This is a genomic window from Pseudomonas oryzihabitans, assembly GCF_014522265.1.
Taxonomy (GTDB): Bacteria; Pseudomonadota; Gammaproteobacteria; order Pseudomonadales; family Pseudomonadaceae; genus Chryseomonas; species Chryseomonas aestiva.
In genome coordinates this window covers 2,863,291-2,876,241 of sequence record NZ_CP017024.1, presented here as the reverse complement: position 1 = coordinate 2,876,241, position 12,951 = coordinate 2,863,291, and the positions used below count along the sequence as shown (strand labels likewise).

At 67.1% G+C, this 12,951-nt stretch carries 8 protein-coding genes and 1 pseudogene; 6 read left to right on the top strand and 3 right to left on the bottom strand.

Features of this window, described 5'->3' with window-relative positions:
- Positions 1-12 precede the first annotated feature (12 nt).
- The 3 genes from BGI51_RS13280 (at position 13) to BGI51_RS13270 (ending at position 5,112) form a co-directional block, all read left to right on the top strand.
- The gene (locus BGI51_RS13280; RefSeq protein ID WP_187978630.1) at positions 13-1,290 is read left to right on the top strand and encodes a glucarate dehydratase family protein; all 1,278 of its coding nucleotides are present in this window, start codon (positions 13-15) and stop codon (positions 1,288-1,290) included.
- Positions 1,291-1,437: 147 nt separating this feature from the next.
- Positions 1,438-3,717, top strand: coding sequence for a beta-glucosidase BglX (bglX, locus tag BGI51_RS13275; RefSeq protein ID WP_187978629.1), 2,280 nt, complete (start codon positions 1,438-1,440; stop codon positions 3,715-3,717).
- 456 nt (positions 3,718-4,173) lie between these two features.
- Entirely contained in the window at positions 4,174-5,112 is a 939-nt protein-coding gene (locus BGI51_RS13270; protein WP_187978628.1) for a LysR family transcriptional regulator, read from the top strand.
- Between the two features lie 18 nt (positions 5,113-5,130).
- Here the strand turns inward: BGI51_RS13270 and dld are convergent, their stop codons facing one another.
- From dld to BGI51_RS13255, 3 genes are all read right to left on the bottom strand, one after another.
- Complete coding sequence (gene dld, locus BGI51_RS13265; RefSeq protein WP_187978627.1) at positions 5,131-6,900, bottom strand: D-lactate dehydrogenase; 1,770 nt, start codon at positions 6,898-6,900, stop codon at positions 5,131-5,133.
- Between the two features lie 80 nt (positions 6,901-6,980).
- Positions 6,981-8,324 carry an MFS transporter gene (locus BGI51_RS13260; RefSeq protein WP_187978626.1) on the bottom strand — a complete coding sequence of 448 codons (1,344 nt, stop codon included), beginning with the start codon at positions 8,322-8,324 and terminating at the stop codon, positions 6,981-6,983.
- A gap of 160 nt (positions 8,325-8,484) precedes the next feature.
- Positions 8,485-9,621 carry an iron-containing alcohol dehydrogenase gene (locus BGI51_RS13255; protein WP_133859930.1) on the bottom strand — a complete coding sequence of 379 codons (1,137 nt, stop codon included), beginning with the start codon at positions 9,619-9,621 and terminating at the stop codon, positions 8,485-8,487.
- 214 nt (positions 9,622-9,835) lie between these two features.
- On the opposite strand from BGI51_RS13255, the gene BGI51_RS13250 reads away from it, so the two are divergent.
- The 3 genes and pseudogenes from BGI51_RS13250 (at position 9,836) to BGI51_RS24065 (ending at position 12,784) form a co-directional block, all read left to right on the top strand.
- Positions 9,836-10,585, top strand: coding sequence for a carbon-nitrogen hydrolase family protein (locus BGI51_RS13250; protein ID WP_187978625.1), 750 nt, complete (start codon positions 9,836-9,838; stop codon positions 10,583-10,585).
- 198 nt (positions 10,586-10,783) lie between these two features.
- Positions 10,784-11,923: pseudogene (locus BGI51_RS24070) on the top strand (cache domain-containing protein); the annotation flags it as partial.
- A 153-nt stretch (positions 11,924-12,076) separates the two neighbouring features.
- Positions 12,077-12,784: a methyl-accepting chemotaxis protein gene (locus BGI51_RS24065; protein WP_405046464.1), complete on the top strand. Its 708-nt coding sequence runs from the start codon at positions 12,077-12,079 to the stop codon at positions 12,782-12,784.
- Positions 12,785-12,951: the final 167 nt, after the last annotated feature.

The window sequence follows — 12,951 nt, the reverse complement described above, 5'->3', positions numbered from 1 at the left end:
AGGAGTCTGAGCGTGAAGATCAAACGGATCACCGTCACCCCCATCGCCTTTCGCGATGCCCCGCTGCTCAACGCCAGCGGCATCCATGAACCCTATGCGCTGAGATCCATCATTGAGGTGGAGGGCGACAACGGCCACATCGGTCTCGGCGAGAGCTATGGCGACGCCCCGGTGCTGGCGGTACTCAAGGCCATGGAAAGCAGCCTGGTCGGGCTCTCCGCCTGGGACCTAAATGGCCTGCGTGCGCGGGTGGTGACGACCGTCGCCAGCCTCGCCGGTGGCGTGGTGGCCGGTGCCGAGCTGGCGCCCGGCTCCCATCCGAGCAAGCAGGTGGCCAACGCCTATTCCGCCTTCGAAGTGGCCTTCCTCGATCTGCAGGCACGCTCCCTGGGCATTCCCCTGGTCGAGCTGCTGGGCGGTGCGGTGCGCCGCGAGGTGCCCTTCAGCGCCTACCTGTTCCTCAAGTACGCCGAGCATATCGATGCGCCCTACAAGCCCGATCGCTGGGGCGAAGCCATCAGCCCCGAGCAGGTGGTGGCCCAGGCGGCGCGGATGATCGAGGAGAACGGCTTCCAGAGCATCAAGCTCAAGGCCGGCACCCTGCTTGGCCCGGATCACGAAGCGGCCTGCATCAAGGCGCTGCGCCAGGCCTTTCCCGAGGCACCGCTGCGTATCGACCCCAACGGCAACTGGTCGCTGGAAACGTCCCTGCGCATCGCCGAGGTGCTGAAGGACGACCTGCAGTACTACGAGGATCCGACCCCGGGCCTCGACGGCATGGCCGAACTGCACCGGCGCACCGGCATCCCCCTGGCCACCAACATGGTGGTCACCGACTTCGACGAATTCCGCCGCAGCGTGGCCCAGAACAGCGTGCAGATCGTGCTCGCCGACCACCACTACTGGGGCGGCCTCAGGGACACCCAGATCCTCGCGCGGATGTGCGACACCTTCGGCCTGGGCGTCTCCATGCACTCCAACTCGCACCTGGGCATCAGCCTCATGGCCATGACCCACGTGGCCGCCGCGGTACCCAACCTGGCCTATGCCTGCGACACCCACTATCCCTGGCAGGAAGAGGACGAAGAGGTCATCCAGGGCGGCAAGCTGCCGATCCGCAACGGCTGCGTGGCGATCAGCGACGCCCCCGGCCTGGGTGTGGAGCTGGATCAGGACCAGCTCGCCAAGCTGCACGAGCAATTCCTCGCCATCGACATCCGCAGCCGCGACGACGTGCGCCAGATGCGCAAGTACCAGCCGGACTGGGAAACCCGCAAGCCGCGTTTCTAGCTCTTCGCCCCCCGCTCCCACGCCCCTGACGACCGGCCTTGCCGCCGGCCGTCAACGGCTCCGCTTCCCGGCGTCGCGGCTGTACAATCCCCTCGGCACAAGGGTGCTCAAGAACAACGAGAAAGTACGCACAGGGAATTGGGGACGATGTTGAACGCACCACGCCTCACCGCACTCATGCTCGGCCTGGGACTGGCGGTCAGCGCCACCCTCGCCCCGGCGCAGAACCAGGATCCGGCGCGCGCCTATGTCGACGCCCTGCTGGCGAAGATGACCCTGGAGGAAAAGATCGGCCAGCTCAACCTGGTGAGCGTCGGGCCGGACTATCCCAAGGAAGCCATCATGGCGGACATCCGCGCCGGCAAGGTGGGCGCCATGTTCAACACCGTGACCCGCCCCGACATCCGCCAGATGCAGGACCAGGTCGTGCACAGCCGGCTGAAGATCCCGCTGTTCTATGCCTATGACGTCATCCACGGCATGCGCACCATCTTCCCCATCAACCTGGGCCTGGCCAGCACCTGGAATCTCGACGCCATCGCCACCAGCGGGCGCATCTCCGCCCTGGAAGCGGCAGCCGATGGCCTCGACCTGACCTTTTCCCCCACCGTCGACGTCACCCGCGAACCGCGCTGGGGCCGTGCCTCGGAAACCTTCGGCGAAGACACCTGGCTGACCTCGCGCATCGGCGCCACCCTGGTGCACGCCTACCAGGGCGACGACCTGCGCGCCCCCGACAGCCTGATGGCCAGCATCAAGCACTTCGGCGGCTATGGCGCCGTGGAAGCCGGACGTGACTACAGCAACGTCGACATGAGTCCGCAGCGGCTCATGCAGGACTACCTGCCGCCCTATCGCGCCGCCGCCGAGGCCGGAGCCGGCGCGGTGATGGTGGCGCTGAACAGCATCAATGGCGTGCCGGCCACGGCCAATCGCTGGCTGCTGCAGGACCTCTTGCGCAAGGACTGGAACTACCAGGGCCTGTTGATCAGCGATCACGGCGCCATCAACGAACTGGTGCTGCACGGCGTGGCCAGGGATACCCGCGACGCCGCCGAACAGGCGCTCAAGGCCGGCGTCGAGCTGAACATGCACGACGACGTCTATGGCAAGCAGCTGCCCGCCCTGCTGGCCGCCGGCAAGGTGACCCAGGCCGAGATCGACCAGGCCGTGCGCGACATGCTGCTGACCAAGTACCGCCTGGGCCTGTTCGACGATCCCTATCGCCGCCTGCAGGGCCAGGATCCGGTCGACACCAACGCCGAATCGCGCCTGCACCGCGCCGAGGCGCGCCAGGTGGCCCGCGAGAGCCTGGTGCTGCTGAAGAACGAAAAGGCCGTGCTGCCGCTGCGCAAGGGCGCCACCCTGGCGGTGGTCGGTCCGCTGGCCGACAGTCCACGCGACGTCATGGGCAACTGGTCCGCCGCCGGCGTGGCCGCCCAGGCCGTCTCCATCCGCCGCGGCCTGGAAAACGCCGTGGCCGGTCAGGGCAAGGTGCTCTATGCCAAGGGCGCCAACCTGCTGGACGACCGCGATGTGCTGGCCTATCTGAACTCCTATGAACCGGCGGTCGCGGTGGATCCGCGCAGTGCCAGCGAGCTGATCGCCGAAGCCGTGGCCACCGCGCGCCAGGCCGAGGTGGTGGTGGCCGTGGTCGGCGAATCCCAGGGCATGGCCCACGAGGCCTCCAGTCGCGCCCGCATCAGCGTGCCCGACACCCAGCGCGAGCTGATCAAGGCGCTCAAGGCCACCGGCAAGCCGCTGGTGCTGGTGCTGATGAACGGCCGCCCGCTGGCGCTGGAATGGGAACAGGAGCAGGCCAGTGCGCTGCTGGAAGCCTGGTTCCCCGGCACCGAGGGCGGCAACGCCGTGGCCGATGTGCTGTTTGGCGACCACAACCCCTCCGGCAAGCTGACCATGACCTTTCCCCGCGAAGTGGGCCAGGTGCCGCTGTACTACAACCACCTGAGCAGCGGTCGCCCCTTCGATGCGGCCAAGCCGAACAAGTACACCTCGCGCTACTTCGACATCGTCAACGGCCCGCTCTACCCCTTCGGTTACGGCCTGAGCTACACCACCTTCGACGTCTCGGCGCCGCAGCTGTCCAGCGCCACCCTGAAGAAGGGCGACACCCTGACTGCCAAGGTCACGGTCAAGAACACCGGCACCCGCGCCGGCGCCACCGTCGTGCAGCTCTACCTGCACGACGTGACCGCCTCCCTGGCGCGACCGGTCAAGGAGCTCAAGGGCTTCCAGAAGGTGATGCTGCAACCGGGCGAAAGCCGCGAGCTGGACTTCCCCATCACCGAGGCGGACCTGCGCTTCTACAACAACGACCTCAAGCTGGTCTCGGAACCGGGCGAATTCAAGGTGATGGTCGGCCTGGATTCGGAGCGGGTGCGCGAGGGGAGTTTTACACTGCTCTAATGGGGATCATCCCTCACCCCAACCCTCTCCCAGAGGGAGAGGGGGTAGAAGCCGGCATCCTGCTGATACCGCCCCGCCTCCCTTACGCCCTCACCCCAACCCTCTCCCAAAGGGAGAGGGGTAGAAGCGTGCCCCCTGATACCGTCCTGCCTCCCTGCGCGCCTTGAACGCTAACCTCTCCCTTCGGGAGGGTAAAAGCGTGCCTCTCAGTGCCGCTGCCTCCCTTCGCGCCTTTGCCGCCCCCTCTCCCTCCGGGAGAGGGTTGGGGTGAGGGACCGGATGCGCGCCTTGACGCCGGTCCGTTGGGCTTCGCTGGCGCTCAACCCAACCTACACAGCCCCGTAGGTTGGGTTGAGGCGGTTCTATCGCCGAAGCCCAACGAATCGGGTCAGGCCTCGTACCCGCTGTTTATTGTTGAGGATGTGATCGCAGCCACTGCGGTATAACGTTCAGTCAATGAAGAATCTCGCCAGCCTCAACACCATCATGTCGCGCCTGCACGCCAAGCAGCTGCGCCTGCTCATCGCCCTGGCGGAAAAGGGTTCACTGCTCAACGCCGCGGAAGGCCTGGGGCTCACGCAGCCAGGCGCCAGCAAGGCGCTCAAGGAGCTGGAGTCCACCCTGGGAGTGGAATTGTTCCTGCGCACCAACCGCGGCCTGCTGCCGACCCCGGCGGGCACCTGCGCCATTCGCTTCGCCCGCCTGATCCAGGCCGACCTGGACAATCTGCGCCATGAGCTGCACACCATCGCCAGTGGCTCGGGCGGCAAGTTGGCCATCGGCACCATCATGGGCGCCGTCCCCCTGCTCACCCACGCCATTTCCCGGCTGCTGGAGCTGCAGCCGCGGCTGTCGATCGAGGTGGTGGAGGACACCAGCGAGAGTCTGCTCGGCCTGGTCGATCAGGGGCGGCTGGATGCCGCCATCTGCCGGCTATCGGTGAGCGACAAGCCTACTGCCTACGACGCCCTGGTCATCAAGGACGAGTCCCTCGCGGTCATCGCCCATGCCTCCCATCCGGCGGCTCAGCGCGAGCGAGTCGAGCTGCAGGATCTATCGGACAGTCGCTGGGTGGTCTATCGGGCCAACATGCCCATGCGCCGCACCTTGGAGCACGAGTTCTTCGAAGCCCAGCTGCCGTTTCCGCTGCACCTGATCGAGACCACCTCGGCGCTGACCACCCTGTCGCTGCTGAGCCGCAATCCTCGGCTGGTGGCCCTGGTCTCGGTCGAGGTGGCGGACTATGTCTGCCAGCATGGCCTGGTCAGTCGCCTGCCGCTGCAGCTCAGGTCCCCTAGCGAACCCTATGAGCTGGTCTCGCGGCGCAGCGCTCAGCAGAACCCGGCGTTCGCGCTGCTGGTGGAATCGCTCTACGCGATCCAGCAGGAAAACTGAGCCGCCCGGCACTCCCGTTCAGGACGTGCGACTCGTCTCCGCAGGCGCCGCTCGGGCCGCCTTCGCCGCCGCGGCGATGGCGTCGCTGGAGTGCTCCGCGCAGCAGTCCTCCTGCCAGCGATGGCGCCGCGTCAGCTGCCCGATGCCGGGATTGAAGGCGTTGGTCGGATCGAGCTGGCGATAGTGCCGCTCCAGTTCCGGCGCCGCGGCGTAGAGGTGGCCGACATTGTGCTCGGCCGGATAGCGGGCGCCGCGGGCATCCAGCAGGTCCAGCAGGCGCCGCTTGAGAGCCGCGCAGTCGTGCCCCTTCTTCACCAGGTACTCCTGGTGCAGCACGTGGCAGAAGAAGTGCCCGCAATACATGGTCACCTCGATCTGCTCCGCCAGCTCCGGCGGCAGGGTCTCGAACCAGTCCTGGGTGTTGCGCGGCAGGGCGATATCCAGGGCGAGGATGTCTTCCACGCTGTCCCGGTGCACCGCGCGGTAGCGGTTGATGGCATTGCCGACCGCGAAGCGATTGAGGAAGGCGGCGTTGCCCTCCTCCGCGTCGCACTCGATGAAGTCCGCGTCCGCGCTGGGCAGCCAGGCCTGCAGATAGGCGCGCGCCTCGTCGATGCCCTCTTCGCCCATCTTGAGCAGCAGGTGATGCTCGAAGCGCTCGGCGAACGCGTTGAGCCGCGCTGGCAGATGCTCGGGCAGCGGCGCGGCGAGGCGTTGCAGGAGTCGGTCGCCGAGCTGGGCGCCCAGGCCCAGGCGTTCGCTCAGGGCATCGAAGCGGGTCTTCCAGGCAAAGGCCTGGGGTACCCGCTGCGCACCGCAACGCTGGATGAACAGGAACAGATCCTTGCCGTAGGTGCGACTGAGCTCATAGGCCGTGCGGTGCATGTACTCGCCGGCAATCGGCAGAGAGGCGAAATTGACCAGGATGTGCCGGCGGATGGCTTCCAGGTCAGCCGCTCGATTGGAACCGATGTAGAACACCCGGGTATTGCGATCGGCGGCAAAGGTATCCAGGCGCAGGGCGAACACGGCGAGCTTGCCCGCCGAGCCCGACGCCTCGTACAGCCGCCGCGGATCGGCGTTGTAGCGGGCCGGGGTGGCCGAGGTCACGTCGCGGACATGGCGGGCGTATTCGCGATCGGAGGCCATGGCCCCGACCGGGTCCTGCACGGCGCTGTCGTCGAAGCGGCCCTCGTCGAGCCGGGTGAGGATCTCCTCGGGGGTGTCGCCCAGCGCCAGGCCCAGATGGTTGACCAGTTGCAGTTGCCCGGCCTCGTCGATGCGGGCGAACAGCGACAGCTGGGTAAAGGCCGGTCCGCGACGGATCAGCGAGCCGCCGGAATTGTTGCAGACGCCACCGGTGACGGAGGCGCCGATGCAGGTCGAGCCGATCACCGAATGGGGCTCGCGCCCCAGGGGTTTCAGCGTCGTCTCCAACTGGCTCAGGGTCACGCCTGGCTGGGACAGCACCTGCTCGCCCTGGCGCAGCAGGACCAGGCGGGTCAGGCGCAGGGTGTTGATCAGCACCACCGGCCGGTCGTAGCCCTCGGCCACCGGGGTGGAGCCGCCGGTCAGACCGGTGTTGGCCGCCTGACAGATGATGATGGTCCCGGCGCCGTGGCAACGCTGCAGCACCCGCCACATCTCCAGCAGGGTGCCGGGCTGGACCACGGCGAGCACCGCTCCGCCGCCATAGCGGATTCCCAGGCGGAAGCGTCGGGTCGCGGCGTCGCCCTGCAGGACATGGCGCCGCCCGACGATGGTTTGCAACTCGCTGACCAGATCCATGACGTCCTCTTCACTGACAAGGAAAGCGGAAGCGAACGGCGGTCGCTTCCGCTCGAAAACGCGCGGCTATCCCGGCGTGGCTACTCGGCCAGCAGCCCGGTGGTCGACTGACCGGGGCGTCGGGTCACCCACAGCATCAGCGCCGCGCACACCAGCAGGCAACCCCCGAGCAGCATCAGCCCCCCTTGCGCCGAGCCGAACAGGGTGGTCAGCAGGCCCAGCAGATAGGGGCCGGCGAAGCCGCCCAGGTTGCCGAAGGAGTTGATGATGGCGATGCCGGCCGCGGCCGCGGCGCCCTGCAGGAAGGCGCCGGGCAGCCCCCAGAACAGCGCGATGGCGCTCAGGCTGCCACCCACGGCGAAGGCGACCCCCAGGATCATCAGCAGGAGGTGCTGGGGAAAGGCCGCGCAGAGGATCAGGCCGATACCGGCCAGCACCGACATCAGGGCGCCATAGGCGCGCTGGTTACCCGTGCGCTGGGCAAGACGGGTGATCCAGACCATGGTCAGCGCGCCGAACACATAGGGAATGGCGGTGATGAGACCGATGTCCAGGACCGAGGCCACCCCGGCGTTCCTGATGATGGTCGGCACCCAGAAATTGATGCCGTAGTTGCCGAGCATCAGCAGGACGTAGATGCCGGTCAGCAGCCAGATGATGGGCAGGGCATACAGGCGCTTCAGGGCGATGCGGGGCTTTTCCGCGGCCTCCACGGCGAGGCGCCGGGTGAGCTCGGCCTTTTCCTGCACGTTCAGCCACTTGGCATCCTGGATGCCGTTGTCCAGCAGGCAGAGCACCACCACCCCGACCACCACGGCCGGTACGGCCTCGATGACGAACATCCACTGCCAGCCGGCCAGCAGGCTGCCGCCGCCCATGTAGTACATGATGGCGCCGCTGAGCGGACCACCGAAGATGAAGGACACCGGGTTGCCGAGGATGACGATGGCCATCATGCGGCTGTGCAGCGCCGAGGGAAACCAGTAGGTCAGGTAGAGGATGACCCCGGGGAAGAAGCCCGCCTCGCAGACGCCGAGCAGGAACCTCAAGCCGTAGAAGGTCAGCTCGTGGCTGATGCCCAGCCACTGGGCGACGGGCCCGGTGAAGGCCATCAGCGACGAGACCAGGCCCCAGGTGATCATGATGCGCGCGATCCACAGCTTGGCGCCGACGCGATGCAGCATCAGGTTGCTGGGGACTTCGAAGATGAAGTAGCCGATGAAGAAGATGCCGGCGCCCAGGCCATAGGCCGCGTCGGACAGGCCGAGGTCGCTGAGCATGGCGAGCTTGGCGAAGCCGACATTGACCCGATCGAGATAGGCGATGATGTAGCCGAGCAGCAGCAGGGGCAACACGCGCCAGGCGACCTTGCGGTAGAGCGGATCGAACGGCACCGGGGATGCGCTGGTACTGGGATGGGCCATGATGTTTCGCGTCCTTTAATTGTTGTGATTGTCGCGAGGGTGTTGCAGGGCAGTCGTCGGTCATCCGCAGCCCATTGCCCGCCCGGAACGAGTCGGGGCGCAAGGCAGGACGGCGGACGACACTGCAGCGGAAGGGCTTTCCGCTACGGACGACAGGGCCTCAGAGCGAGGCCCTGATCAGTTGGGCATAGTCCTCCGCCGAGGCTTCCCGGGGATTGGTCTTGTGGCTGTGATCGGCCAGGGCGCCGCTGACGATGCGCGGGATGAGTCCCGGGTCGACGCCCATCTGCGCCAGTCCCGTCGGCAGCCGCAGGGCTTCGGCCTTGTGCGCCAGCGCCTGCTCCACCGACAGTTGCGCCGGCAGTTGCATGGCCTGCGCCAGGCGTTCGAGTTTCTCGTCGCGGATCACCGATTCCGCGCTCCGGTTGAAGGCCACCACGGCCGGCAGCAGGACCGCGTTGAGGGTGCCATGGTGCAGCCGCGGATCGATGCCACCCAGCGAGTGACTCAGGCTGTGCACGCAGCCCAGCCCCTTCTGGAAGGCCAGCGCCCCCTGCAGCGAGGCGCTGAGCATCTGGGTACGGGCTTCCAGATTGTCCGGTTCGTTGAACGCCAGCTCCAGATGGCGCCAGGCCCGGCGCAGGCCGTCCAGCGCGATGCCCTCGGCCGGCGGATTGAAGCCGGGCGCGAGAAAGGTCTCGATACAGTGGGCCACCGCGTCCATGCCCGTGGCGGCGGTCAGGTGCGGCGGCAGGCTGAGCGTCAGCAGGGGGTCGCAGATGGCCACCCGCGGGATGACATGGGGCGAGAGGATGCCGACCTTGCGGCCATCATCGAGAATGATGATGGCCCCACGTCCCACCTCGCTGCCGGTGCCGGCGGTGGTCGGAATGGCCACGATGGGCACCGTCGCCGCGGTAATGCGCGCCAGGCCGCCCTCGATGACGGCGAACTGTTTCAGCGGTCCCGGATGACGCGCGGACACGGCGATGGCCTTGGCCAGGTCGATGGGCGACCCGCCGCCGACGGCAATGATGCCGTCGCATTCCGCGTCCCGAAAACAGGCGACGCCCTCGCGGGTGGCGGCCTCGGTGGGATTGGCCGGGGTGGCGTCGAACACCTGGTAGGCGGCCAGGGGATTGAGCGCCATCAGCTGCTCGATGAGACCGGCTGCCACCACGCCCCGGTCGGTGACGATCAGCGGTCGCTGGAAGCCCAGCCGCGCGTTGACCTCGGCCAGTTCGGCCGCGCAGCCGGCGCCGAAGCGGATCTCCGTTACATAGTTGATTATCGCCATGACCCGTCCTGTTATTCTTGAAATTGATAGACGGCCCGACTATAGCGAGGCGCTTCCGCGCCAAATACTGAGAGGTAGCGATAGCGGTATAACCGGCAGGCAACCCAGCGTATTCGGGTAGCACGGAGCTATCGTGCCCCCCAGCTGGACGCCCCAACACCCGCGGTGGACGGGCCCGGATCGCCCGGTCGCTGCCGCTTGCTCTGGAGTCTCGATGCCCACCCTTACCCTGGCCGCCGCCCAGTCCGTTTCGATCGCCGGCGATCTCGCCGCCAATCTGCGCACCCATCTCGACCTCATCGCCGCGGCGGCCGACGCCGGGGTGGAGCTCCTGCTGTTTCCGGAACTGTCCCTGACCGGCTATGAACCGACCCTGGCGGCAGCGCTGACGCTGGACGGTGCCGATGCACGCCTGCGGCCCCTGCGCGAGGCCTGCCGTGTGGCCGGGCTCACGGCCGTGGTCGGGGCGCCGATCCAGGGTCCGACGGGGCTGCAGATCGGTGCGCTGATCCTCGGCGCCGATGGCCGCTGTCGCGTCCACACCAAGCAATACCTGCATCCGGGCGAGACACCGCCCTTCGTCCCCGGTAATGGTGGGGATTTGCTGGAGGTACGGGACGTAAAGGCCGCCCTGGCCATCTGCGCCGACAGCAATCACCCGGCCCATGCCGATGCCGCTCGCGTCCAGGGCGCCGATCTCTACCTGGTCTCGGCGGTGATAGGTCCGACCGGCTATCCCGCCGACAGCGCATTGCTGGCCGGCCATGCCCGGCGGCTGAACATGGCCGTGCTCATGGCCAACCACGGCGCGCCCACCGGCGGCTATGCCTGCGTGGGTCGCAGTGCATTCTGGCAGACCGATGGCCAGTGCCTGGTCGCGGCGCCAGGAGACGGCCCCTGCCTGGTGATCGTCCGCCGGCACGCAGGCGTCTGGCAGGGCGAGCTACGCGCCTTGCGATCCTGATCGCTGCACGGCGCAATCCTCTGACTAAAAAGCGGCTAGCAGGTCACGCCACGACCGGAATGGCGATTTGATATCTCGACCCCTCTGCGACTAAAGGTCACACATCGCACGCCGATAAGGCTCTGACATCCCTGTTCAGAACACCGCCAAGGATGCCTTTCGCAGCGTGAAAGACGCTGTAACCGCAGGAGCGACACCATGGCCTTGAACACCATTCGGACCCGCTACACCCTGATCTTCCTGGGCTTCATCGGCGCGACCCTCGCGGCCACCGTCATCGGCATCCGCCTGTGGGTGACCCCGGACCTGGTCGCCGCCGGTGAATCCGCCGTGCTGACCCGCGTCAACGAGGTGGGCACCCGCATCTATCGCGAACTCAACCAGATCCAGGCGCAGCAGCGCTCCATCACCCAGACCGTGCCGCTGCTGGACAGCGCCGCCATCGACCGGGTACTGCCCGGCCTGGTGGACCAGTACGGCGATGCCAAGGTGTTCGGCGGCGGCATCTGGCCGCTGCCCAACCAGCGCGAGCAGGGGCGCGACAAGTTCAGCACCTTCTATCACCGCGATGCCGGCGGCAAGCTGATCGTCAACACCCACTGGAACTCCCCCGAGTCGCTCAACTACTGGGAGCAGCCCTGGTTCCAGGCCGGCCTCAAGGGGCCCGCCGGCCAGTGCGTCTGGGCCGCCGCCTACAAGGACGCCGCCAGCGCCGAGCCGCGCACCAACTGCGCCATGGCCATCCAGCGCGACGGCAAGGCCTTTGGCGTCTCGACCATCGACCTCACCCTGGGCTTCTTCAATCCCCTGGTGGACAGCCTGCGCAAGGAACTCGACGACACCGACATGATGATCGTCGAGGCCGACGGCAAGATCCTCAGCAACCTCAGCGAACTCGGCGATTCGCAGATCCTGAACAACGTCTCGGCCTATGCCGCCCGTTCGCCCTTCGTGGCCGCCATCCAGCAGAACCTCGGCAAGCTCAAGGGTGAGGCGGTGGTGCGCGACACCTATGTCGACGAGCACGGCACGCCCCACACCTTCTTCCTGCGCCCGCTGGCCGGCACGCCCTGGCTGCTGGCCACGGCGCTGCCCACCTCGCTCATCGCGGCGACCAACACCGGCATCCTCAAGACCCTGGCGGCGATCCAGCTGCCGCTGGTCCTGCTGCTGGTGGGCATCATGGTGCTGGCGCTCGGCAAGCTGATGGGTCGCCTGGGTCTGCTGCAACGCAATATCGAATCGCTCTCGGCAGGCGATGCCGACCTGACCCGACGCATCCCGGTGCACGGCAAGGACGAGGTGGATGCGGTGGCCGGCGCGGTCAACGGCTTCATCGGCTATCTGCAGCGACTGATCGGCGAGGTGGGCGACGCCACCGACCGCATCGACACCGGCCTCAAGCAACTGCACGGCCAGGCCCAGCAGAACGGTGCCATCCTGGCCCGCCATGCCAGCGAAACCGACCAGGCGGTGACGGCCATCACCGAGATGAGCGCCACCTCCGACTCCGTGGCCCGCAGTGCCAGCGATACCGCCTCCCTCACCCAGGCCGCCAACGGCCAGGCCGAGCGATCGCGCGCCGTGGTTCAACAGGCCTCCGCCAGCGTGTTCGCCCTGGTCGACCAGGTGGAAGACGCCACCCTCAAGGTGCAGGCCATGCAGAGCGATGCCCAGCGCATCAACGATGTCCTTGGGGTGATCGGCGAGATCGCCGGCCAGACCAACCTGCTGGCGCTCAACGCCGCCATCGAGGCGGCCCGGGCCGGCGAGCAGGGGCGTGGCTTCGCGGTAGTGGCTGACGAGGTGCGCGCCCTGGCCGGACGCACCCAGCAGAGCACCGCCGAGATCAACGAGATGCTCAGCCGCTTGCAGCAGGGCGTGAGTTCCGCGGTCGCGGCCATGGAAGTGACCAAGACCAGTTGCCAGAGCACCGCCGAGAAGACCCGTGAGGTCACCGACGGCCTGGACGAGATGAGCGGTTCGGTGGTGCGCATCAGCGACCTGTCGACCCAGATCGCCGCGGCCGCCGAGGAGCAGAGCGCGGTGGCCGGTGAGATCAACCAGAACATGGTCGCCGTACGCCATATCGTCGACGATCTGGTCACCAGCGGGCAGCGCACCGCCGAGAGCACCGCGGCGGTGCAGTCGTCCAACGAGCAGCTGATCGCGGTGGTCCGGCGCTTCCGGGTGAAGTGACCCGGACGCCGCACCATGAAAAAGCCGGGCACTGCGCCCGGCTTTTTCGTTTCAGAACCTGTTCACGATCTCGCGAGCTAGAGACAAACAAGGCGAAAATGCCTGAGGAAGCGGAGTTTACGAGTGGTAAATGAGCATTCCGAAGGCATTTTCAACGCAGTTTGGCC

Coding starts and splice junctions, on each gene's coding strand:
- bglX (WP_187978629.1), top strand. CDS start 1,438: ATGTTGAACGCACCACGCCTCACCGCACTCATGCTCGGCCTGGGACTG.
- BGI51_RS13270 (WP_187978628.1), top strand. CDS start 4,174: ATGAAGAATCTCGCCAGCCTCAACACCATCATGTCGCGCCTGCACGCC.
- dld (WP_187978627.1), bottom strand. CDS start 6,900: ATGGATCTGGTCAGCGAGTTGCAAACCATCGTCGGGCGGCGCCATGTC.
- BGI51_RS13260 (WP_187978626.1), bottom strand. CDS start 8,324: ATGGCCCATCCCAGTACCAGCGCATCCCCGGTGCCGTTCGATCCGCTC.
- BGI51_RS13255 (WP_133859930.1), bottom strand. CDS start 9,621: ATGGCGATAATCAACTATGTAACGGAGATCCGCTTCGGCGCCGGCTGC.
- BGI51_RS13250 (WP_187978625.1), top strand. CDS start 9,836: ATGCCCACCCTTACCCTGGCCGCCGCCCAGTCCGTTTCGATCGCCGGC.
- BGI51_RS24065 (WP_405046464.1), top strand. CDS start 12,077: ATGAGCGCCACCTCCGACTCCGTGGCCCGCAGTGCCAGCGATACCGCC.